Source organism: Chthoniobacter sp., assembly GCF_040003245.1.
Lineage (GTDB): Bacteria > Verrucomicrobiota > Verrucomicrobiia > Chthoniobacterales > Chthoniobacteraceae > Chthoniobacter.
Map to the genome: position 1 here is coordinate 17,874 of NZ_JBDUCX010000021.1, position 22,180 is coordinate 40,053.

Consider the following 22,180-nt stretch of genomic DNA (forward strand, 5'->3'; position numbering starts at 1 on the left):
CCAATGCAACACGTCCTCACCGCACTGAAAGATATCCCCGGCGTCGTCGGCAGCTTTGTGCTGAATGACAAGGGCACGCTGGTTTCCCGGGAAATGCCGTCGATCTACCCGGACGAAATCTATCCGGAGATGGGTCGCCGGCTCGTGGGCGTCTACGAAGCGATCGCGCTGCAAGTGGCTTCCTTGGGCGACCTGGTGCTGAAGTTTGAGGGCTCCTGGTTTCTTTGCCGCCGGACGGCGCAATGCTTCCTGGGGATTCTGACGACTGAAGTGGTGAACTTTCCCGCCTTGAAGATGGCCACGAACGTGGCGCTCAAGCAGCTCGACGAACAGGTCGGGAGCATGCCGCCTTTGCTGGCGGAGAAGCCGGCCGTGGCGGAGGCTGCCCCGGTGGTAGAGGTGAAGAAGCGGTTCTGGCGCGGGACGCAGATCGAATAAGCCCGATCTATTTCACTCCAGTCGGTCCAGATCGCTCTCGGGAACGTCCTCGAATTCGACAAGATGGTCGGGGCGCAGGGGTTCGCTCACCCGGTATTCCTCGCCGAGCCATTTCCCGAGGTCCACGAGCTTGCAGCGCTGGGAGCAGAAGGTCCCCATCGGTCCGGCAAAGAAGTCGTTTTCCTTCTGGCAGATGGGGCAGTGGACGGGAGTGGGTTTCGGCATGGCGCGGCCCTCAATCTAGCGTGGAACGCCGGGACCGGCGAGCGGGATGCGCTTAGCGGGGAAGAACTTCGTAACTCTGGGCGACGGCGCCGTTCTGGCGAGGGCCTGTTTCATCCGCAGGGAGAAACGCACGGACATATTCCACAGTTGCTTTGGAGCCATCGACCTTCACGCGCAGGTGGCCGGAACTGCCGACGAAGGTGCCGCTCTTGTAGCCATACTCCGCCGCGCTGCGTGTGTTGTCGTAGCGCGGCTGGCCGGGTTGCGGGACCTCCTGGTAGATGATGCCGTCGAGGTCCTGTTTTGCGTAAAGGTGATCGTGGCCGTGGAAGACGATGCTCACGTGGTTCTTCACCAGTAGTTCGTGAATCGGCATCGGCCAGCCTGGGCGCTTTTCCTGGAAGACGTCGGTCCCATCGGGATTACGGCCGCCCCATTCGTAAAGCAGCGCGGCTTCCATGCCGCCGCGCGCCTCCTTGCCGAGACCGCCGACGAGGTGATGGAGAAAGACGAAACGGAATTTCGCACGACTGTGCGCGAGCGTCGTGGACAGCCAGTCGTACTGCTCGCGGCCCAAGGTACGTGACCAATTGTCGTCGCCGCCCCGCTGACGCGTGGAATACCAGAATGGATCGAGCACCACGAAAAGCGCGTCGCCCCACTCCCACGCGTAATAATCCTCGAGCAAGCCGGCGTGCGGGTCGCGCGTGGCGTTGCCGGAATAGAATGCGTCGGGCACCGGATTGGGGAAGTAGCGCTTGCGCTGGGCGTTGGACCAGAGGGCCAAGTTGTCTGCCGTGCCATCGAGCCAGCGGCCCGACTCACCGTCGTGATTGCCGAGCACCAGGAAAAGCGGGGTGCTATGAGCGATCTGGCCGAAGTAATAGCGCTGCGCCACGTACTGCGCAGCGGCGGTTTCGCGACCGCGATGTTTGTCGGTCATGAACGTGTCGCCGAGATCGATATGAAAGTCGGGCTGGTCCGCGAGCGCGTTGGCGAGGCAGCGCAGGTACAGCGCAGGTTCGGTGTTGTAGTCGAGGTGCGGGTCGGCCTGCACGGTGAAGGTAAACGCGCGGCCCACTGGGCGCTGGGTTTGGAATGCCCGCTCCGGCTCGGCAACCCACGCGCCTCCTGCCAGGCGGGTGCTCAAGCGGTAGTAATACCGCGTGTCTGGCTGCAACCCGGTGATCGCAACTTCCGCCGGCTCCCCGGCCTTGAGCGCAAAGACCGCCGTCTGCGCGATGCGTGGGTCATCTTTCGGGCCGTACCGGAGGAGGCCTTCACGATCCGCGTACGACAGCACGCTGGCCGTCACGGAAGCTTTTGTCGGCCGTCCTAAAACGACATCGAGTGGATGTGCCGGGACGTCTGTTTTAAAGAGGAACCGCACGTCATCGATTGGTGCGTCCTGCGGCCGTTGACCGCCGCGCTGGCCGCCCCCCGGGTCCGCGGCGAAGAGGGCAGCGAGCGAGGCGCCGAGCACCAGCACGCCCACGGCGGTGAGACGCCGACGGTTCACTGCGCCGGCTCTTTTCTTTGGCCCTTTCCACCCCGGCGCTCCTGGAAGGGCTGCGCCTTGGCGGGATCGAAAGCGGGGTTAGTCGCGGCCATTTGGGCGTTCATCGCTTTCAGATAATCGGCCAGGCGCTGATCAAGAGCGGCGGCTTCCTTGGGCATCGTCTTCGACAGGTCATGCTGCTCGTTCGCGTCCTTGGTGAGGTCGTAAAGCTGGACCGCACCCGTCTCGTAGACGTGAATGAGCTTGAAGCTGCCGAGCAGGATCGCCGACGCGGGTCCTTGCTCGTCCTTGTCGTAGTGCGGGAAGTGGACCACGAACTCATCGTGCGGGCGTTTGACCGTCGCATTGGGGACGCCCGCGAGCACCGAACCCAGGTTGCCGCCTTCCAGATTGGCCGGCAATGGTTCCTTGACGCGCGCGATTGCCGCGATGGTGGGAAAAAGATCCACGGTCGTCGCCTGGACGTGCGTGCAAGTGCCAGCCTTGATTCCCGGTCCGCGCACGATGAGCGGCACGCGGATGCCGCCTTCCCAGACGGTGCCCTTGCCGTTGGTCAGCGGCTCGTTGGCGTTGCGGCCCTGCGCCCCGTGGTCGGCGGTGTAGATCACGTAGGTGCGGCCCGCGATGCCGAGTTCGTCGAGTTTCGCGAGGAGCAGGCCGATGGTGGCATCCATGTCTTCGCGCACGGCCGCGGAGCCGACCTGCCGCACATCGCGATCCGACTTCGCCCGCTGTCGCACGGCCGCGTAGGTTTCCGGCCGGGCATCGGGACCGCCGCGTCCGGCGTAGTGGGAGATTTGAAGATAGAACGGCTTGCCCGCCTTCACTTGTCGGGCCATGAAATCCATTCCGCGTTCCGCCGTTCCGAAGGCTTCCTTCGGATTCGGATTCTCGACGTTTTCCGGGCCGCCATTGTTGGTCGCGCCATCGCTCTCCTCGAAGCCGTGCCGGGCAGGGCTCACGCGCCCCACGTGCCACTTGCCAAAGTGCGCGGTCGCATAACCCGCGAGCTTGAGCAGCTCCGCGATCGTGATTTCCGCCTCGGGGAGCTCGATCGTGGGAACCGGCGGGAGGAGCTTGCTGCCCGTCTCCGTGAAGCTGCTCTCGCGACCACCGCGGCCTTCATTGACAAAGGTCATGTGCAGAGCGGTCGGGCTGCGCCCGGTGAAGAGCGCCGCGCGGGTCGGCGTGCAGCGAGGCGAGGCGGCGTAGAAGTCGGCGAAGCGCATGCCGCCGGCCGCCAGCTTTTCGAGGTTCGGAGTGTGAACGAAGTCGCTTTTCGATGCCGGGACAGCGTCGTCCATCTGCACGGAGGACGATGACCAGCCTTGAGCCTCGCCCAGGATGACAACGAAATTCGGGTGCTCTTCAGCCTGCAACGCACCTGGAAGCGCGGCGAGTGCTGCGGTCGCAACGGAGATGAATCGAGAGTTCATAAATGCGGGGTAGGGGAGAAGGGGACCCGCTACTGGAAAGGTGCGCCGGAGATGTCGAGATCGGGGTGCGTATTCCAGCGTGCTTTCCAGCCGGGCTTCTCGATCTTCGTGCGAAAGATGACGGTGTTATCGAGGTCGAGATCCTCGCTCCAGATGAACTTCGCACCGGCGAAATCGGACTGATAGTACGGCTCCTTCGGCTTCACGCGCTCCTCGGTGAATTCCGTGGCGTTGGCCCATGAGCGGTCGTCGAAGTCCACCGTCCACCATTTGTCCGGAATCGGCGTGTGCTCGACGTGCGGATTCTTCGTGTCGTGATTGAGCGGGCCCTTGAAGAAGTTCTTCGCCTTCCACGTCGCATTGCTCAGCGTGCCATCGGAGAATTTGATGATGAAGCCGCCGTCGCCGACATGGTCGCCGTACTCGAGGCCGGTCTTGGGGTCGGCATTGTCCTTGGCCATGATCGCGATGGTCATGGGATACTCCGGCAGAATATCGAGGCTCACCACGTTGTGCGGGGTGAACTTGATCGAATCGACGGCGACGAGTTCGCCGTTGATGAACATCACGAACCAATTGTCCGCATAAACATTCACGTGCACCGTGTCGGCCATGGTCGGCTTGATCAGGCCTTTGTTGTCCGGGCGGCCACCTCCACTGGCGGGCGCTGGAGGGGCGGCAGCCACGGCGGGAAGTGCCTCCTCCACCGGCTTGGGAGTTTCCAAATGCAACGGTTCGTCGCGGCGCGGCGGACGAACGGTGCCGGTAGCGGCATTGCCTGCCCGCGTGAAGACCACATGGAGCGAGGAGCTCGCCAGTACCTTGTCCTTCATCGCCGCGAGCAAGGCTTCGCGGGTGACCTCGCGCGGCTGCTGGGTCACGGCCGCGGGCGCGGAGAGGGCATAAACCGTGAGCACATAAGTCTTCGGACCGGGGCCTTGGGAATGGGGCGGCTCATAGCCGAGCAGGCCCTTGAAACTAATGCCGAGCTTTCCAACGCCCTTGACGTTCTTCGGCAGGCTCGTGGTGGTCGCCGGAATGTCCCACACGACCCAGTAACTCTTCATGACATTGCCCGGCGCGAGGTGGTCCATGATGATTGCGAAGCTCTTCGTGCCGGCGGGCGCGCCTTTCCAGGTGAGGGGCAGAGTCGCGCCGCTGCCGTCGCCGGTATAGTCCACGGGCAAATTGCCGCCATCGGTGACCTCCGGGCTGGTGAGGATGAATGTGCCGTTGGGCTTTTGCAGCAAATCCACCGGAGCGGTAGCGGCGGTCGCTTCTTCGCGTGGCCGATCGTTGGGCGGTTCGCGTCGCTCGCCATTGGCCGCGCCCTCGCGTGCCGGTTGGCCCTCGCGGCGACCACCGGGTGGGGGATTGCCGGGACCGTCGGCGCGTTCGCGGCGCGTGTAAGTCTCCTTCGTCGCACCCGCGCTGCCGTTTTGATACTCGAATGGCATCGTACCATCCGCGTTGACCGAGTAGAGAATCGCCCGCTTCTCGCCGTTCACTTCGTAGGCCAGCTTGTAGCTATTGCCCATCGTTTCAAAGCCCGTAATCTTCGCCCCGCGCAAGGGCGGCCCCGCTGGTCGGGCCGGTTGCGCGCCCGGCTGAGGATCCACCTGTCCGCCCGCCTCGACGATTTCGCCGTGGAAGCCGCCGTTCACGTAGGGATACTTGGTCGAGGCATGATAGTGGTAGCCGAGCGCGGCCGTCGTGTGCCCGTTGAACGCATCCAGTCCCGCCGGTGGCGCGCCATCGGGCTCGGTGAGTCCATAGATGGGATAGCCATCCAGCGCATAAGCGATCGGCTTGTCTTTCCCGACCACGCTTTGCAAATGCAGCGGCGCCGCGTGGTAATGGTAATCATCCGCCCGCCCGCAGTGGCCGCCCCACTGGTCGAGTTCGCCGATTTCCGCGGACACTTCGCCCCGGTTGTTTTGCGGATTGAAAATCGGGATGCCATTCGCGGCGAGGGCGATCGCGCCGCGCAGAAAGCGTCCCTTGATCGACGCCGGTGTCTTGGACGGCACGGGAAAGAGCGGAATCTGCCACGCGTTTTTCCCCGTGTAATTCTGCGGCAGCGGCACCTGCTGCTGCCACGCCGTGATGCCGACCATCATGTTGTGCGCGGGTATCCCGTTGCTCTCCACGAAAAGATAGCGCTCATCCCAGCGCACGCTCACGCGGGGAGCGAACAAGGCAAAGACCGACGCCTGCGCTGGAGGCTTCGCGACGGCGGCGCGCACCACCTGGCGCGTCCGGGTGGTATCTGCCTGGGCGAAGAACCATTCCGGGGCCACGGTCTCTGGCGGCTTCACGGACCAGTCGTAATGGCCGTGCGCTTCGCCAGTCGCCAGATCGTGCGCCGGGAGACTCATGACGCCGACGGAAAGGGCCGCCGCGAAGCAGAGCAGGGGAGATTTCATGGCGCCAGATTGCCCGCACGAACCTTTAGAAATCGTGAAGGAATCCGCCGCCGCGCATTTATATCGTCATTCTTTCCGCGGGAGCTTCATCTCCTCTTAAGGTAGAGGAACGCACCCTCCCGACTCTCCCATGCGAATCCTCGTGATCGAAGATGAACCCGACTTGCTGGCCGGCCTCGCCCGTTCCCTGCGCGAGGAGGGCTATGCCGTGGACACCGCGCAGGATGGCGAAGACGGGCTTTTCAAGGCGGAGAGTGTCAACTACGACGCGCTCGTCCTCGATGTGATGCTGCCGCAGATCGATGGCTGGGAAGTGCTGCGCCGCTTGCGCACGAAAAAGAAAACGCCGGTGCTGCTGCTCACCGCGCGTGACAAGACGACGGACCGCGTCCGCGGGCTCGATGGCGGAGCGGACGACTATCTCGTCAAGCCGTTCGATCTTTCCGAGCTGCTGGCGCGGTTGCGCGCGCTCATCCGCCGCAGCGCGAGCGAAGCGCGGGCGATCCTCACGCTGGGCGCCGTGCAGATCGATATCGCGGCGCGGACCGTGACGCGCGACGCGTCGCCCGTGGAGCTGACCGCGCGTGAATATGCGCTGGTCGAGTACCTGGCGTTGCACCGCGGTGAAGTGGTGACGCGCACGGCGCTCTACGAACACCTCTTCGACGAGACCGACGACACGCTCTCGAACCTGCTCGATGTGCACGTCTCCAATGTACGCAAAAAACTCGGCCACGATTTCATCGTCACGCGCCGTGGTCACGGTTACAGCATCGAGGCCTGATGCATTTCCCGCGATCCATCCGCTGGCGGTTGCAACTCTGGTACGGAGCGCTGCTCGTGGCGGTATTGTGCGGGTTCGGTTTTACCGCCTATCATTTGGAATCGAGTCGCCGCTTGCGACAGATCGATGAAGGCCTGCAGGCCCGGCTATCCGTGCTGCTGGACGCGCTGCGGGCCGGCCCGGAGCGGGGACAGGACAAGAAGCGCATTCCCGAGGTGCGCCTCGCGCCCGCGCAGTCGTCGCTCTTTGGTGGGCCGGATGGGTATTATTTCGTGGTCTGGATGCAAGCCGCGGAGCCGATCGCCGTGTCGACGGGAGTGCCGGCCGGTGTGCCCAAGCCGGACAGCCGCGGCGTCCAACTGCGCATGCGCGGCGATCTCCGCGAGTCGTTTCTCTTTGCGGCGCCGGTCAATTGCGTGCTCGTGGGGCGCTCCATTGGCGCGGAACAAGCTGACCTCCACACCTTCGGCGGCGCGCTGGCGGCCATCGGCGGAGTGGTCCTGGCCGCGGGACTTCTCGGCGGATGGTGGCTGGTGACGCGGGCCATGCGGCCGGTGGAAGAAATCAGCGCGACGGCCACTCGAATCGCCGCGGGCGATCTTTCCCAGCGGATCAGCACAGACGAAGCGGACAGCGAACTCGGCCAACTGGCAGGTGTGCTCAATACTACCTTTGCCCGCTTGGACTCGCTCTTTGCGCAGCAGGTGAGATTCACTGCGGATGCTGCGCACGAATTGCGCACGCCGGTGGCGGTGATGCTTACCCAAACTCAATCTGCGCTGGCCCGCGAGCGACCCGGGGCCGAGTACCGGGAAACGCTCGAAGCCTGCCAGCGGGCGACCCAGCGCATGCGGAGGCTGATCGAATCGCTCCTGGAACTCGCCCGCTTCGATGCGGGGCAGGAATCCTTGCGTCGGGACGCGTGCGATCTCGCCAAGATCGCTGGCGATTGCCTCGAACTCATCCGTCCGCTGGCGGCCGCTCGCCGCATTCAGATCCATGCGGATCTGCCTGCTGCCCCATGTCGCGGCGACGCCGAGCGCCTCGCCCAAGTCGTGACGAATCTCCTGAGCAACGCCATCGACTACAATCGCGAGGACGGTGAAATCCACGTCACGACAAGCGGTGCCGATGGAATCGCGACCCTCACGGTCCGCGACACCGGCACCGGGATCGCGCCGAACGATCTCCCGCACGTCTTTGAGCGATTTCAGCGTGGGGACAAGGCGCGCACGGCGGCGGCCGGGCACAGCGGTCTGGGGCTCGCGATCACCCAGGCCATCGTCAACGCACATGGCGGCTCCATCGAAGCCGCGAGCGAAGCGGGAGCCGGGGCGACATTCACCGTAAAGCTGCCGGCGGGACACGATGGGCGACCGGATTGAAAAATGCGGCGGCTATTCCCTGCATGTCCGCTGTGCCAGCGTCGAGAAAGGGAGTTGGCTGCGCAGTGGATAGAGAGTTGGCTGCGCATGTCATTTTGACTTGAGTGATCTCGTGTCTCTTATTTACCATCATGGCCAAGCGGGAATTTTGGCCATGATGGTAGGTCGTAGGTCCGGAATTTCGCTTATTTTGTGGATCACCTTTGGTTGCGGCGTTGCCGCCTTATGTCGCCGGGGTGATTCGTGGGCCTGTAGCGGCCAATCAATAGACGCTTACTTCGCCGGATCGGGCTTCTTATCCTCGGGTTTGGCAGCAGGTGGGGCAGGCTTTGCCTCCGGTGGTTTTGGAGGTGCCGGGGGTTCGGGTTTCTTTTCTTCCGGCTTCGGGGCCGGTGCCGCCGGCTTTTCCTCCGCGGGTTTGGGTGCGGGAGTGGCGACCGGGGGGATGATCAATTCCGCCCCGCGGTTGATCTTCGCCTCGGGCAGCGATTTCTTGAGCGTCTCCACGCCGGCATCGGTGACTTTGGTATCCGCAAGGTACAGCCGGCGCAGATTCTTGAGGTGCGCGAGATGGCTCAAGCCAGCATCGGTGATGCCCGTGGAAAAGAGATTCAGGGAAGAGAGCTTCTCCAGATTCTCGACCGCCTTCAGGCCATCGTCGGTGACGTTGGAGCCCGAGAGATTGAGCGTCGTGAGATTCTTGAGGCTGGCGATATTGGCGAGATCCTCCGGGGCGAACTTCATGCCCGCGAGACTCAGTTCCACGATGCTGGGCACGGACTTGAGCCGAACATAAAGCGCGGCATCCGGCTTGTCCGCGCCGCGAAAATTGACGTAGCGCCAATTGACGCCATTCGCGACCTGCTCCGCGCGGACACCATGGCTGGACAGTTCCCCGACGGCCTTGATCTCCTCGGGCGTGGGCGGCGGACCGGCATCGGCTTTGGCGTCATCGGCGCGGATGCTCAGGCTGCTGGTGCTGGAGAATCCAGCGATGGTGAAAAGGAGGATCGGGAGGAGACGGCGCGGTGTTTTCATGGGGGGGGCAGGGAGGTCGAGTGGATATGAATGATAACCTGGCAGACCCGCGGACTTAAGGCTGAATTCTCCGGGCCGGGGGCGATTCGCCCGGCGCTTTTTGCCGCAAAAATTGATTTACAACCGGGCTTGGTGTCATACTTTTCCCGCCCCCGCGCATTTTGCCTCATGGTGTAATGGTAGCACAAGCGACTCTGAATCGCTTTGTCAAGGTTCGAGTCCTTGTGAGGCAGCGCTGCGCGGTGTGAACCCACTTCCGCAGATCCCTCCCACTGCCCATGCAACTCTCTCGCAAGACCGCTCTCGTCACCGGTGGCACCCGCGGCATCGGCGCCGCCACAGCCCTGGCCCTCGCCCGCGAGGGCGCCCATGTTGCTATCTCCTCGCGTCACGCCGACGCCGATGCGGAGCGCACGAAGCGCGAGATCGAGGCGCTCGGCGTGCGCTGCGAAATGCTGGTCGGCGATTGCGGCCAGCCCGCGGATTGTGAGCGGATGGTTGCGCAGGCGGCCACGGCTCTCGGCGGGCTGGACGTGCTCGTGCATGCCGCGGGCGGCGCGGTGGCCGGCGGATTGCTGGAAGTGACGCCGGAGGCGTGGAATGGCGCGTTCGCCGTGCATGTCCATGCAGTCTATCACCTTTCCCGCGCGGCGGTCCCGCACATGCGCAAGGGCCAGGAAGGCGCGATCATCCTCATCTCCTCCACGGCGGGAAAACTCGGCGTCATGGGCAACATCGCCTACCAGACCGTGAAAGGCGCGCTGCCACAACTCACGCGCGCGCTGGCCCGTGAATTGGCGAACGACAACATCCGCGTGAACTGCATCGCCCCGGGCGTTATCCGCACGAAATTCCACGAGCACATGAGTGCCGAGCAAAAGAAGCTGAACCTCGAGCAGCGCATCCCGCTGCACCGCGAAGGTACATCCGAGCAGGTGGCCGACGCGATCCTGATGCTCGTGAAGAACGACTACATCACCGGCGACACGATCACGATCGACGGTGGCCTGACTTCGCGGATCGCGTAGGCGTCGGAAGCATTCTTCAAGAATGCGGCGCCTATGGGCCGCCCCAAATCAGTGCGGATCTTCAGGCGTCCCGTCTACGGGTGGAGTTAGTTCCACCAGATCGACGACGTTTGGCGGGACGGAACCGTCGATGAGAGCCCGCAGCGCGGACACGTCCAGCTTGTCCTTGTCGCGATCCGACGACGCTTTCAACTCGATCAGGGCTTCCGGATCAAGGAAGCGGACCGTCACATCTCCGATTTCCAATCGGCGTGCCGTCGCGAGGAAATCTGCAAATGTTCGCCGGCGCATGAGCGTAAACAGATCCACGGTGAAATCCTCGATCACCCGGACGGCGCCTTCTTCCAGCGGGAAGTCCTCCAGGGAAAGCTCACGCGCGAATCCTTCGCCGAAGCCAGCCAGGCACGAGAGCAATCGACCCAGATTGGCAGGTGATGCTTCCACGAGCAGGTCGAGGTCCTGCGTCGTCCGCACAAAACCATTGAGGCAGACGGCAACGCCGCCCGCCACGAGGTAATCAACTCCCGCGCGGCGGAGTTTGACCAACAGACTTTCGAACGTGTCGGGCATCGGGTTGAGGTAGCGGGATGCCCAGACTCCGGAGATTGTCATTGAGCGTCTGCAACTCGCGCAAAGCGTTCGCCTGCCGCGGACGGCCGACCTGTTTGCGGATTTTTTCGCCAAGTCCCATCGGAGTCAGGCGTTGGATTGCATGGGACAACGATAACGAGTGATGCGTTGGGTGGCAAGGGTTCGTCATCCCGGGCTTGTTTGAAGGGAAGTGTTCCGGCATTTCATTGTTTGCCTCCCCAAAACTTCGCCGCACCCCTCCACATGACTTCCTCGATTTCCACTGCCTTTCCCGCCGAACGGATCCTCCTCGGACCCGGACCCAGCCCGGTTTCGCAACGCGTGCTGCGCGCCCTCGGCGCGCCGACGCTCGGGCATCTCGATCCGCAATATCTCGCGATCATGGACGAGACTTGTGCGCGGCTGCGCGAGGTCTTTCGGACGAAGAATGCGCTGACGTTTCCGGTGAGTGGGACAGGGATGGCGGGGATGGAGTGCGTCGCGACGAATCTTATCGAGCCCGGAGATGAAGTCATCGTCGGGATCAATGGTGTCTTCGGCACGCGCATGAAGGACGTGATGGAGCGCTGCGGCGCGACGGTGCATGCGGTCGAAGCGCCGTGGGGCGACGTGATTTCCCTGGAGCAGCTCAAGGCGGCGCTGGCCCAGCATCCCAAGGTGAAGCTCGTGGGCATCGTGCACGCCGAGACCAGCACCGGCGCGCATCAACCGCTCGAAGGCTTTGCCGATGCGGTGCATGCGCAGGGCGCGTTGCTCGCCATCGATGCCGTGACCAGCCTGGGCGGCCACGAATTGCGCGTGGATGACTGGGGGATCGATGCCATTTACAGCGGCACGCAGAAGTGCCTGAGCTGCCCGCCGGGGCTTTCACCGGTGAGCTTCGGTGAACGCGCGCTGGCGAAAATGGATGCGCGGAAGACCAAGGTACAGTCGTGGTATCTCGATGTTTCCATGCTGCGGAAATACTACACCGGCGGTGGGGGTGGCGGTCGCGTTTACCATCACACCGCGCCGATCAACATGACCTACGCCTTGCACGAAGCGCTCGGCATCGTGCTGGAGGAAGGGCTGGAAAATCGCATCGCGCGCCACGCGCAAATGCACCAGCGCCTGCGGGCCGGCCTCGAAGCGATGGGGATCACCTATATTCCGAAGCGCTCCCTGCACTCGCTGAATTGCATTCACATCCCCGCCGGGGCCGATGACGCGGGCACGCGCCAGCGGCTGCTGGAAGAATACGGCATCGAGATCGGCTCGGGGCTCGGCGTCATGGCGGGCAAAGCGTGGCGCATCGGTCTCATGGGCCACGGCGCTACAGTGCGCAACGTGGATCTCGTCCTGGCCGCGTTGAAGGAAATCTTGCGGTAGCCTTCTGTCATATGACCGCTCCCGTGCTCCAGCGCCTCGCGGCGATGTTGCCGCCGGGGCGATTTCTCGAGCGCCCGGAACAACTGGCTGCCTATGAGAGCGACGGGTTGACCGCCTTTCGCACGCGTCCTTCGGCGGTGGTCATTCCCGAGACGGCCGACGAGGTGATCGCGCTCGTCCGCTTCTGCCATGCGGAGCGATTGCCCTTCGTCGCGCGCGGCAGCGGCACGAGCTTGTCGGGCGGTTCGCTGCCGGTGGCGGGCGGGATCGTCATCGCGCTGAATCGGCTGAATCGAATCTTGAAACTGGATCCGGCGCAGCGCATCGCCGTGGTCGAGCCGGGCGTGGTGAATCTCGATGTCACGCAAGCGGCGGCGGTGCACGGGTTGCATTACGCGCCCGATCCTTCCAGCCAGTCCATTTGCACCATCGGCGGCAATGTGGCGTTCAACTCCGGCGGCGCGCATTGCCTGAAATACGGCATGACTTCCAATCATGTGCTCGGCCTGAAGGCGGTGCTGGCCACGGGGGAAGTCGTCGAGTGGGGCGGCCCGAGCCGCGAAACTGTGGGGCCGGATTGGTGCGGTCTGTTCACGGGCAATGAAGGACTCTTCGGCATCGCCCTGGAAATCACGCTGCAACTGCTGCCCCGCGCGGAATGTTTTCACACCGTGCTCGCGGGCTACCGCACGCTGGAGCAGGCGGGCGATGCGGTGTCCGCGGTCATCGCCAGCGGGCTGTTGCCCGGCGCGATGGAAATCATGGATGCACTCGCGCTCGAGGCCGCCGTGGCGGCGGTGCATGCGGAGTATCCGCCCGGCTGCGAAGCGGTGCTCATCGTGGAACTCGAAGGCCCGCGCGAAGTGGTCGCCGCCGACCGCGAGCGGCTCGACCGGATGATCGCCGCCAGCCGGCCCGTGGAAGCCCGTCCGGCCCGCGACGCGGAGGAGCGCACGGCGATCTGGAAGGGACGCAAGAGCGCCTTCAGCGCGGTGGGCCGCCTGTCGCCCGACTTCATCGTGCAGGATGGCGTCGTCCCGCGCCGCCGGCTGGGTGAGGCCTTGCGGCGGATCGGTCAGATGGCGCAGAAATCAGAACTGCGCGTGGCCAATGTTTTCCACGCGGGTGACGGCAATCTGCACCCACTCATTCTTTTCAACGGGCGCGAATCCGGCGCGCTGTCACGAGCCGAGGCGCTCGCGGGTGCCATCCTCGAAATGTGCGTCGAGATGGGCGGCTCGATCACCGGCGAGCATGGTGTGGGCGTGGAGAAGCGCGAGTATCTGCCGGCGATGTTCTCCGCGGAGGAGATCGATTGTATGCGGCGTCTGCGATCGGCGTTCGACCCGCTCGGCATCGCCAATCCCGGCAAAATGTTTCCCACGTCCGAGGCCCCGGCGCTGCAACAGCACGGTCTGCATCCGTTGGAAAAAGCCGGCGTCATCTTGCGCGAATGAATACCGCACTCGCTCCCGCCTCATTCGCGGAACTGGTCGACGCCGTTCGCTCCACGCCCGGTTTGCTCGCCGTCGGTGCCGGCACCAAGCCGCGGCTCTCGGAGGTGGATGCGGTGAAACTTTCCACCGCGGCCCTGCGCGGGATCAGTGAGTACGATCCCAGCGAGTTTACCTTCACGGCCGCGGCGGGAACACCGCTGCGGGAGATCGCCGCCGCCCTCGCCGAGCGTGGGCAGTATCTGCCTTTCGACCCCATGCTGGCGGGCGCGGGCGCCACGCTCGGCGGCACGGTCGCGGCGGGATTGAGCGGACCGGGACGCTTTCGCTTTGGCGGTTTGCGCGACTTCATTCTTGGCGTGCGCTTCGTCGATGGCCTGGGACGCCTGTTGCGCATGGGTGGGAAGGTGGTGAAGAACGCCGCGGGATTCGATTTGCCCAAGTTTTTCGTCGGCAGCCTCGGGCGCTTCGGCGTGCTGGCGGAGATCACCTTTAAAGTATTTCCGCGTCCATCTTCCGCGCTCACGGTCCGGTTGGACGCCGCTACGCCGGAGGCTGCCGCGCAAGTCCTCACCGCCGCCGCAAATTCGAGATTCGAGTTCGATGCTCTCGACGTCGCGCCCGGCGAGTCCGTTGTACTAGCCAGGCTCGCGGGACCGGCTGCGGCGCTGGAGTCCATCGCGGGTGAGATCTTCGCGCGCTGGTCGGGCGAGGTTGTTTCCGAGAATGTTGCGGAAATCCTCTGGGCGGACTTGTGCGCATTTCGTTGGGCCGATGAAGCGGCCGCGCTGATCAAAGTGGCGCTCTCGCCCGCCGCTATGGTGTCGCTCGCCCAAGCGGTGCGATCACTCGATGGAGCGCGGCTGCATCTCAGCGCCGGCGGAAATCTCGCTTTCGTTTCGTTGTCCTCCCCGGCGCAGGCCGGCGCGCTGGATGAACATCTGCGGAAACTGCGCCTCAGCGGTGTCACCTTGCGCGGCGATGCGCCGCTTTGGCTGGGGCAGCGCATCCGGCCCGCCATTGCCCAGGCGGTCAAGCACGCGCTCGACCCGGTAAATCGTTTCCCCACTCTCGACGACTGATGCTGCACAAAATTCCCACCGAAACGCTCGGACCGCTTGGGGCTACCATGACCCATGCGGTGGAGACTTGCGTGCATTGCGGATTCTGTCTCGCCGCGTGCCCCACCTACCGCGAGCTCGGCCAGGAGATGGATACGCCGCGGGGGCGCATCGTGCTGATGAAAGAAGTGCTCGAAGGCACGCTCCCACTGGCGGCGGCCCAGCCGCACGTGGATCGTTGTCTGGGGTGCCTCGCGTGTGAGCCAGCCTGCCCGAGCGGCGTGCCGTATCGCGATCTCATCAGCCCATTTCGCGCGCTCATGAAGCCACACATGCCGCGATCCCCTGGCGAAAAACTCCGCCGCTGGATCGCCGCGCAGACGATTCCGTTTCCGACGCGATTCCGTCTCGCTGCCTTGCTCGGCCGGTTTGGAAAGATGCTCCGTCCGCTGGTGCCTTCGAGCCTGCGACCAATGCTCGATCTGGTTCCCGATCAGATTCCACCCGCCCAGCACTGGCCGGTGGTCACGCCGGCTCACGGCGAACGCCGGGCGCGGGTGGCGTTGCTGGCGGGCTGCGCGCAGCGCGTGCTCGATCCCGATATCAACACCGCCACCATCGAGGTGCTGACCCGCAACGGTGTGGAAGTGGTCATGCCCGCCGGGCAGGGGTGCTGTGGCGGTCTGGCGTGGCACACGGGAGACCTGGAGGCCGCGCAGGCTTTTGCCCGGCGGAACCTCGACGCGTTTCCCTCCGATGTGGATGCGATCCTCACCAACGCCGCCGGTTGCGGCTCCGCGATGCACGAATACCACCTCGTCCTCTGCGGCACTCCCGACGAGGCGCGCGCGGAAGCGTTCCGCCAGCGCGTGCTGGACGTGAGTGTCTTTCTCCAGCGGCTCGGGTTGCGCGAGCGCCCGGCGGCCGGCGCCCGTCCGCTCAAGATCGCCTATCACGACGCCTGCCATCTCGCCAATGCGCAGGGAGTGCGCCGCGAGCCGCGTGAACTCCTGCGGAGCATCCCCCACGTGGAACTCTGCGAATTGGCCGATGCCCAGATCTGCTGCGGCAGCGCCGGCACCTACAATCTCGATCAACCGGAGATCGCGGGCTCCCTCGGCGAGAAGAAGGCTCGTGCGGTCATCGCGACGGGCGCTGAGGTCGTGGCTTCGGGAAACATCGGCTGCCTTACGCAGCTCCGGGTGCACCTGGCGAAGCTCGGCTCACCGATTCGCGTCCGGCATACGATGCAGGTTTTGCGAGATGCGTACGAAGAAGAGGGGTGCTAGATGCCGGGCCGGATCGGCTGTGGCGTGAACCCAGGTTCCTTACATTTTTTGCTTGCTTTTTTGGGCGCATAGTGCTATAAAGGGCACCAGAAATAAGAGAGGCGGTGTGGGGTGTTACGGGAGGTGGACGAAGAGGTTCTTTGATAGACTGATCGCTGGCGGCTTGATGCAAATGAGATGCAGTAGTGCGTCTACATTCGCATCGAAGCGGGCTGCCTAATCGCCTTGATGGACCTTGACCGGCCCAGAGTAACACAGAGGCTGGTCAAGCCCAGTCAAGGCGGGTAAAGGCTGGTCAAGGTCCGAAATTTTCCCAAGGTGGTGTTCCCGACGGACTTTGCGCCGGCTTTCTTAATGCCAATCCATGGCATTAAGGCCGCAACCTACTTGCCGAGTGGCTGGGAGATATGGGCGTCGGCCGGCGGGGTGAAGTCGAAGATGCCCGGGGAGAGCGGAGTGGGGCGCTGGTTCTTGTAAGTGGTGATGATGCTGTCGCCCTTTGGGGCAAGGATGGTCTCGCTGCGGTCGATCTTGAGGTCGTCGCCGACCCAGACAGTGACCTCCTTGACCATGCGCTTGAGGCCGCTGCTGCGCGGGGTGAGGGCGAGGCGGTAACCCTGCGTTTCGCGCGTCGCCTTGACGGTATAGAACTGGTCGACGCGCTGGAAATTGAGCCCGGCGGTGAGGGCGGCGATGGAGTCGTCCAAGAAGGACTTCTGACCCAGGGTGTAGAGCTCGGCTTCCTTGAAGTTCGGGTAGTAGATCCAGAGTTTCTGGCCGTTGCTCACGGTGATGTTTGGGCTTTTGCCCGTCACTTCGCGGCGGAATTTGTTGGGCACCTGGAAGGCCATGTTGCCCTCGCTGGTCAGCGGTTTGTTGAGCAGGTGTGAAGTGCGTTCCTCGACGAAGTCAGCAGAGAGCGAGGGGAATTTGGCGCGATGCTCCTGGAGGTTTTTCAGGAGGGCCTGCGTCTCCGCCGGAGCGAGATCGGCGGCGCGGAGGGAGAACGTAAAAAGGAGGAAAAAGAGGGCGAGGACTGGGCGCATGAGGGACGTCGGAAGCGGGAGAGCGTGCATTGGGCTGGAGAGCGCGCGGCAGGGCAAGGGGGAAAAAGTGGGAAAGTGCTTAGTGCTCAGTGCTCAGTTTGGACGCACCGGCTTCGCAGGTGGCGGGAGGAGGGGTCTTGCCGTTTTCCCGCCAGATGGGGACGTAGTTGAACCATTGCGCCGGATGGCGGCGAATGATGCCTTCGAAAACGGTGGCGATGCGCTGGGTATTGGCCTGCAGGGTCACGCGGGGATCGCCATGGATATCCATGGGGACAGGAGGCTCCGCCATGGTGGTATAGCCGCCCTCGCCATCGTGGATGACAAAGGCCGGGAGCACGCTGGCGCCGGTGTGTTGGGCGAGCAGTGCGGCGGCGGTGGAGAATTCCGTCTTGTGGCCGAAGAGATCGACGCAGGCGCCGGTGCCCTCGTAGGGGCGATCGACGAGCATGGCGACGAGTTCGTTGCGGCGCAGCGTCTGCATCATTTCGACGAAGGCAAAGGGATGGCCGGGACCGACGGCGATGGTCTTGATGCCTAATTGTCGCCGGCAGGCTTCCCGCCAGCGGGTGAGCTCGGAGCTGGGTTCCTCGAGGGTCACGACGGTGAGCGGCAGGCCGAGCAGGGCGAGCATGAGCCCGCCGAGTTCCCAGTGGCCGAGATGGCCGGTGACGACGATGATCCCTTTGCCGGGCGCCCGGGCGGCGGCGAGGTGCTGCTCGCCGCCATCGTGGTGCAACAAGGCGGCCGCGTGCGTGGCGGCATTCGGGCCGGCGCAGAGGAAGTAATCCGCGAGCATGCGACTGAAGTTCCCGACATTCTCCTCGCAGAGCGCATCGAGGTCCGCTCCCCCCAGACCGGTGACGAGGTGAAGATTGGAGCGGAGGGCGGATTGCGCTTCCGGACTGCGGTAATAGGCGGACAAGCCGATCCAAGTGGCGAGACGGGCATTGACGGCGCGCGGCAGCAGGTGCGCGAGCGCGAAGGCAAACTTGAAACCGCCGATGGTATAGAGGGAATCTCGCATGCCGGGAGGCTATTTTGCCCCCCGCCAGGCGTAGGCCGGCAGGACAAAGCAGAGCGTCGCCAAGAGGCACCACGCGACGCCGATGGAGCACACGGAACCGAGGCTGCGCAGCGCGGGATTGGCCGCCAGGGCGAGCGAACCGAAGCCGCACGTGGTAGTTAGTCCGCTGAGCAGCACGGGCTTCACGACGGTGGCGAGATTCTGCCGCTGGTCGCCGTCCTGCCGCATGGCGATGACGATGTAGATGCCATAGTCCACGCCGACACCGAGGACGAGCGGGAAGGCGAGGACGTTGAACATGTTGAGGGGTATGGCAAAAAGCTTGAGCGTCGTCACGAGCGCGGCGATGGAAAGCGCCAGACTCAGCATGAGGATGAAGAGTGGGAAGGCGCGGCGATACAGGAAAAGCAGGAGCACCACATTAAAAAAGATCATGATTGCCGAGAGCTCCGTGAGCTTGCCCTTCGCCCACGGGACGAGGTCTTGCAGGGTGTAGCTCCAGCCGGAGATCTGGACGGGCACTCCAGCCGCTTCGATCTCCGCGCGCAACTGCTCCTTTTCCGCGAAGGTGGCGAGGGTGTGCGTAGGCGTGATGTAGGCGGCGGCGAGATAGGGATCGCGGGAAAAGAAGCGGTCGAGCACGAACCACCAACTGGAATCAGCGGGCAGGGCGTGCCGCCAGTCGAGGGACGTGCGGTTGCCATCGGCGATGGCCTTGAGCGCATCGAGCAAGCTGAAAGCGGATTGGAAGGCGTCGGCACTCAGGCCTTCGGTGGCAATGGTGCTGGCGAGGGCGGCGCGCGACGCGGCGAAATCGACGGACTGCAGCCGCGTGGCGTTGGCGGAAAGGCGTGCGGGGGAAATGGCGAGGGCGGTGGGGGAAGCGGCGGAACGGATCTTTTTGTCGGCGACCAATTTAGTCCAGGCCGCCTGCAATTTGACCCAGCCGGTATGGAACTGCTCGGGATCGGGATTCCGGAGCAGGACAATGACGGGTTCGGCAGCGATGGGCATCTTCGCTTGAATCGTCCGCAAGGCGATCCCTGCGCGGCTGTCTTTCGGTTCCAGCGACTTGGGATTGGAATCGAACTGCACCTGCCCGACGGGCAGGAACGCCACCGTGGCGCAGAGCGTGAGCAGGATGGCAACGGCCAGGAAGAAGCCGCGCGGTGACCGATAGACAAAGCCGACAAAATGATCGCCCGCCGTCCAGAGCCAGTCGCGGCCTTTGCGGCGGAACTTCTGGCCGATAAACGCGAAGAAGACCGTGGCCATGAAAAGGCCGGCGACGAGGATGCCAAAGGCGATGAGGACGCCGAGCTGGGCGAAGCCGGTGGACTGGCTACGGAGAAAGCAGAGGAAGCCGGCGGCGGTGGTGAGCGAGCCGAAGAGGACGCCTTTGCCCTGGCTGCGGAGGGCGGCGGCGACAGCGCTTTCGTGGTCGGCACCCGTCTCGCGTTCACGTTCGTAGACGGCGTAGAGCATCATCCCAAAATCGACCCCGAGGCCGATGAGGATGGAGCAGAGGCCGATCGTGATCATGTTTAACTCGCGGAAGACGAGCGCGCCGAGCGCCACGGCGACCACGCAGCAAAGGGCGAGCACGGCCATGATGGCCAACAACGGACGGATGCGCCGGAAACCGATGAGAAAGACGGCCGTGACGAGCACCACCGAGCCGACGACGGTCGAGACGACGTCTCCGGCCATCGTGCGCGAGAGCTCGCCGACATAGGGTGTGCGACCGGTGACGAGGATTTGCGGCGCGGGTCCAGTCCAGTCGGCGAGGACCCGGCGCTTGAAGTCTTCCATCTTGTCCATGATGGCCTGGCAGGCGTGCGCGCCGAGATCGGTCTGGTTGGTCTTGGCGAGGACGATGCGCAGCGTGCCGTCGGGTGAGGCGAGGGGACGCGTTTGCTCGATGGAAAAAGAGCCGCCCAACGATTTGATGACCGGGGCAATGATTCCCAAGGGGTCGGAATCGAGCTGGATCGTGGCTGTCGGCGATCCCGCTTCCAATTCCGCGTGCAGTTTCTTCAGGCGCGCGGCGATTTCCTCCGGCGCCAGGACGTGGATGGCGCGGTCGAAATCGGCGGTGTCGAGATTGAGCAGGAGAGGCAGGGTCAGGGTGCGGGCGGCTTCCAGGCCACCGGCGGATTCGAGTGGTGAGCGGTCCATCACGCGCTCGACCCATGGCTCCTCGCGGAGCTTGGCGGCGAAGTGCTCGGAGAAGGCGTCGAGGTCGACCTCGTGGGTCTCGTCGAGCAGGCCGATGGTCAGTTCGCGCGCCTGGCTGAATTCACGGTCGAAAGTCTTGAAGGCCTTCACTGCATCGAAGTGCTGGGGCAGCAGGTCCAGCACGTCGGAAGCGAAATGGACGCCGAAGACGATGGTGAGAATGGCGCCCACGAGCATCACCATCACGCCGGCGCTGAGCGCGAGGCGATGGTGCGTGACGATGCGGGCGAACGTGCGGTCCAAACTCATGCGCAAACCCGATCTGCGCTAGCGGTTGAACTGGAATACAAAGCGCTGGTCTTCGTCCGGAAAGGCGACGAACAACATGCTGAGCTGTCCGCCGCTGTATTTGGCCTCGGAGTGGGCGGCCTTCGATCCTGATTGGGCGAATGACTCGCGCAGTTTCAACCACGGGCGCAACGCGTGGGCCGCGGAGGCCGGCACACCTTGCCAGGAACCGTGGGCGAGGATGCCTTCCGCACGCGAGGTGGTTGCATCCTGGCGCACCGACATGAGCGGCAGGCCGCCGCCCTTGATGAAATCGAGTTGAAACTCGTCCTTGCCGCGTTGCTGCACCACGACATCGCCGATGAGCGTGCGCTTGCGATTGGAAAACTTCAACTGGCCGACGTGCGCCTTCCACGTGGAGTCGGGCATCGGGAACGACTTCGGCGTCTGGCAGCCGGTGAAAAGGAAGGTCAACGCGAGGGCGCTGGCGAATATCAAGGAACGCATGTCGTGGCAGTCGGGGAAGGAGTAGGGGAGGCGATGGGCGCGGGAGTCAACGTGAGACGCGGGCAAAGGGCGGCGAACTTTTGCAGGAAGACGACGAGGTAGAAAAGCTGCATCCGCCACCAGATGGCGAAGCCGCCATTGATATTGCCAGCGAGGACCGCGTTGACCGCGGCGGGAAGGTTGAAGTGCTTGGTGGGCTGGGAGATGACCTCGATGAATTCGTGCTGGTACCACGAATTCACGAAACGCAGATAGAGATCCATCACGCGATTCAATCGCTTCTCGTATTTGGCGAAAAGGCCGAGGGCTCTTTGCGGGCGGTCGAGGGCCACGTGAATGGCATCCGCCGCCTGCTCGCCCGAGGCGATGGCGAGGAACACGCCGGTGCTAAATACGGGATCGATGAATCCCGCGGCGTCGCCGATGAGCATCCAGCGCGGACCGGTGAGGCGCGTATTGCGATAGCTGTAGTCGCCGGTGGAGTAGACCGGCGTCACGCGCTGAGCGTCGGCAAGGATCTCGGTAAAATGGGGTTGCTCGCGGAAGCTGGCATCGAGCGCTTCCTCGGGGGACTGCTTCCATTGCTTGAAGGTCGCCGTGTCGGTGACCATGCCGATGCTGGTCTTCGTGTCGCTGAGCGGGATGACCCAGAACCAGCGGTCCTTCGCGCGCACCATGCGGGTGAGCGTGCAGCCGTCGTCGCCGGGTGGGCGGCGCACATTGTCGTAATGGGCGAAGACTGCGAATTTTTGCAGGTGCGCGTAGTTTTTCTTGAGGCCTTGCTGCTGGCCGATGACGGTGTTGCGGCCACTGGCGTCGATGACATAGCGCGCCCGCAAAGTCGGTTGTCCGGCAATACGCAGGGTGGCGCCATCGTCATCGAAATCGACGCCCTGGACGGTGACCTCCTCGCGGACTTCGGCGCCCTGTTTGGCAGCGTTGTCGAGCAGCAGCTTGTCGAAAGGGGCGCGCTCCACTTGATAAGAGCGATGATGGGCGAGGCGAAAGCCGTTGCGGAAATGAAAGATGATGTGGCTCGTGCCGCAGGCGGTGATGAGCTCGGCGCCGTATTTGGGCTGGGACGTGCGGTCG

Annotated in this window: 19 protein-coding genes and 1 tRNA gene; 9 read left to right on the plus strand and 11 right to left on the minus strand. The window is 63.9% G+C overall.

The genetic code is table 11. From position 1 onward, the window contains the following. The first annotated feature begins 3 nt into the window (after window positions 1-3). Complete coding sequence (locus tag ABJF10_RS04480; protein WP_348543323.1) at window positions 4-438, plus strand: hypothetical protein; 435 nt, start codon at window positions 4-6, stop codon at window positions 436-438. A 12-nt stretch (window positions 439-450) separates the two neighbouring features. Here ABJF10_RS04480 and yacG read toward each other — a convergent pair whose 3' ends face one another. Genes yacG through ABJF10_RS04500 form a run of 4 tightly spaced genes read right to left on the minus strand, consistent with a single transcriptional unit; the run spans window position 451 to window position 6,044 of the window. Next, window positions 451-663 carry a DNA gyrase inhibitor YacG gene (yacG, locus tag ABJF10_RS04485; RefSeq protein ID WP_348543324.1) on the minus strand — a complete coding sequence of 71 codons (213 nt, stop codon included), beginning with the start codon at window positions 661-663 and terminating at the stop codon, window positions 451-453. Window positions 664-715: 52 nt separating this feature from the next. Then, complete coding sequence (locus tag ABJF10_RS04490) at window positions 716-2,182, minus strand: metallophosphoesterase (RefSeq protein ID WP_348543325.1); 1,467 nt, start codon at window positions 2,180-2,182, stop codon at window positions 716-718. Continuing rightward, a complete protein-coding gene (locus tag ABJF10_RS04495) occupies window positions 2,179-3,618 on the minus strand; it encodes a sulfatase (RefSeq protein ID WP_348543326.1) in 1,440 nt (479 codons plus the stop codon). Before ABJF10_RS04495 ends, ABJF10_RS04490 begins: the two co-directional genes overlap by 4 nt. Window positions 3,619-3,647: 29 nt before the next feature. Continuing rightward, complete coding sequence (locus ABJF10_RS04500) at window positions 3,648-6,044, minus strand: YHYH protein (protein ID WP_348543327.1); 2,397 nt, start codon at window positions 6,042-6,044, stop codon at window positions 3,648-3,650. A gap of 130 nt (window positions 6,045-6,174) precedes the next feature. Here ABJF10_RS04500 and ABJF10_RS04505 point away from each other — a divergent pair, with 130 nt between their 5' ends. Continuing rightward, the gene (locus tag ABJF10_RS04505; RefSeq protein ID WP_348543328.1) at window positions 6,175-6,828 is read left to right on the plus strand and encodes a response regulator transcription factor; all 654 of its coding nucleotides are present in this window, start codon (window positions 6,175-6,177) and stop codon (window positions 6,826-6,828) included. Next, on the plus strand, window positions 6,828-8,213 hold the full coding sequence (locus ABJF10_RS04510) for an ATP-binding protein (protein ID WP_348543329.1): 1,386 nt from the start codon (window positions 6,828-6,830) through the stop codon (window positions 8,211-8,213). The genes ABJF10_RS04505 and ABJF10_RS04510 overlap by 1 nt, the downstream gene beginning before the upstream one ends. 273 nt (window positions 8,214-8,486) lie before the next feature. On the opposite strand, the gene ABJF10_RS04515 is transcribed toward ABJF10_RS04510, so the two are convergent. Further along, on the minus strand, window positions 8,487-9,251 hold the full coding sequence (locus tag ABJF10_RS04515) for a hypothetical protein (protein WP_348543330.1): 765 nt from the start codon (window positions 9,249-9,251) through the stop codon (window positions 8,487-8,489). 162 nt (window positions 9,252-9,413) lie between these two features. On the opposite strand from ABJF10_RS04515, the gene ABJF10_RS04520 reads away from it, so the two are divergent. Both ABJF10_RS04520 and ABJF10_RS04525 read left to right on the plus strand, forming a co-directional pair. Continuing rightward, window positions 9,414-9,484, plus strand: a tRNA-Gln gene (locus ABJF10_RS04520). A 45-nt stretch (window positions 9,485-9,529) separates the two neighbouring features. After that, window positions 9,530-10,279, plus strand: coding sequence for an SDR family NAD(P)-dependent oxidoreductase (locus ABJF10_RS04525; protein WP_348543331.1), 750 nt, complete (start codon window positions 9,530-9,532; stop codon window positions 10,277-10,279). Window positions 10,280-10,327: 48 nt separating this feature from the next. Here the strand turns inward: ABJF10_RS04525 and ABJF10_RS04530 are convergent, their stop codons facing one another. After that, window positions 10,328-10,849 (minus strand): nucleotidyltransferase, encoded by a 522-nt coding sequence (locus ABJF10_RS04530; RefSeq protein ID WP_348543332.1) that lies wholly within the window; start codon window positions 10,847-10,849, stop codon window positions 10,328-10,330. A 264-nt stretch (window positions 10,850-11,113) separates the two neighbouring features. Here ABJF10_RS04530 and ABJF10_RS04535 point away from each other — a divergent pair, with 264 nt between their 5' ends. From ABJF10_RS04535 to ABJF10_RS04550, 4 genes are read left to right on the plus strand one after another with little or no spacing between them, the layout of a single operon-like run. Continuing rightward, a complete protein-coding gene (locus tag ABJF10_RS04535) occupies window positions 11,114-12,238 on the plus strand; it encodes an alanine--glyoxylate aminotransferase family protein (RefSeq protein ID WP_348543333.1) in 1,125 nt (374 codons plus the stop codon). An 11-nt stretch (window positions 12,239-12,249) separates the two neighbouring features. Next, on the plus strand, window positions 12,250-13,695 hold the full coding sequence (locus ABJF10_RS04540; protein WP_348543334.1) for an FAD-linked oxidase C-terminal domain-containing protein: 1,446 nt from the start codon (window positions 12,250-12,252) through the stop codon (window positions 13,693-13,695). Beyond that, a complete protein-coding gene (locus ABJF10_RS04545; RefSeq protein ID WP_348543335.1) occupies window positions 13,692-14,774 on the plus strand; it encodes an FAD-binding protein in 1,083 nt (360 codons plus the stop codon). The genes ABJF10_RS04540 and ABJF10_RS04545 overlap by 4 nt, the downstream gene beginning before the upstream one ends. Continuing rightward, on the plus strand, window positions 14,774-16,042 hold the full coding sequence (locus tag ABJF10_RS04550) for a heterodisulfide reductase-related iron-sulfur binding cluster (protein WP_348543336.1): 1,269 nt from the start codon (window positions 14,774-14,776) through the stop codon (window positions 16,040-16,042). The genes ABJF10_RS04545 and ABJF10_RS04550 overlap by 1 nt, the downstream gene beginning before the upstream one ends. A 383-nt stretch (window positions 16,043-16,425) precedes the next feature. Here the strand turns inward: ABJF10_RS04550 and ABJF10_RS04555 are convergent, their stop codons facing one another. The 5 genes from ABJF10_RS04555 to ABJF10_RS04575 all read right to left on the minus strand — a co-directional run. Beyond that, entirely contained in the window at window positions 16,426-17,088 is a 663-nt protein-coding gene (locus tag ABJF10_RS04555; protein WP_348543337.1) for an outer membrane lipoprotein carrier protein LolA, read from the minus strand. A gap of 79 nt (window positions 17,089-17,167) precedes the next feature. Continuing rightward, window positions 17,168-18,115 (minus strand): lysophospholipid acyltransferase family protein, encoded by a 948-nt coding sequence (locus ABJF10_RS04560; protein WP_348543338.1) that lies wholly within the window; start codon window positions 18,113-18,115, stop codon window positions 17,168-17,170. Window positions 18,116-18,124: 9 nt separating this feature from the next. Beyond that, window positions 18,125-20,602: an MMPL family transporter gene (locus ABJF10_RS04565; protein WP_348543339.1), complete on the minus strand. Its 2,478-nt coding sequence runs from the start codon at window positions 20,600-20,602 to the stop codon at window positions 18,125-18,127. Between the two features lie 18 nt (window positions 20,603-20,620). Continuing rightward, the gene (locus ABJF10_RS04570) at window positions 20,621-21,088 is read right to left on the minus strand and encodes a hypothetical protein (protein WP_348543340.1); all 468 of its coding nucleotides are present in this window, start codon (window positions 21,086-21,088) and stop codon (window positions 20,621-20,623) included. Next, a partial coding sequence (locus ABJF10_RS04575; RefSeq protein ID WP_348543341.1) for an NAD(P)/FAD-dependent oxidoreductase occupies window positions 21,076-22,180 on the minus strand: 1,105 nt, incomplete at its 5' end. The genes ABJF10_RS04575 and ABJF10_RS04570, both read right to left, overlap by 13 nt.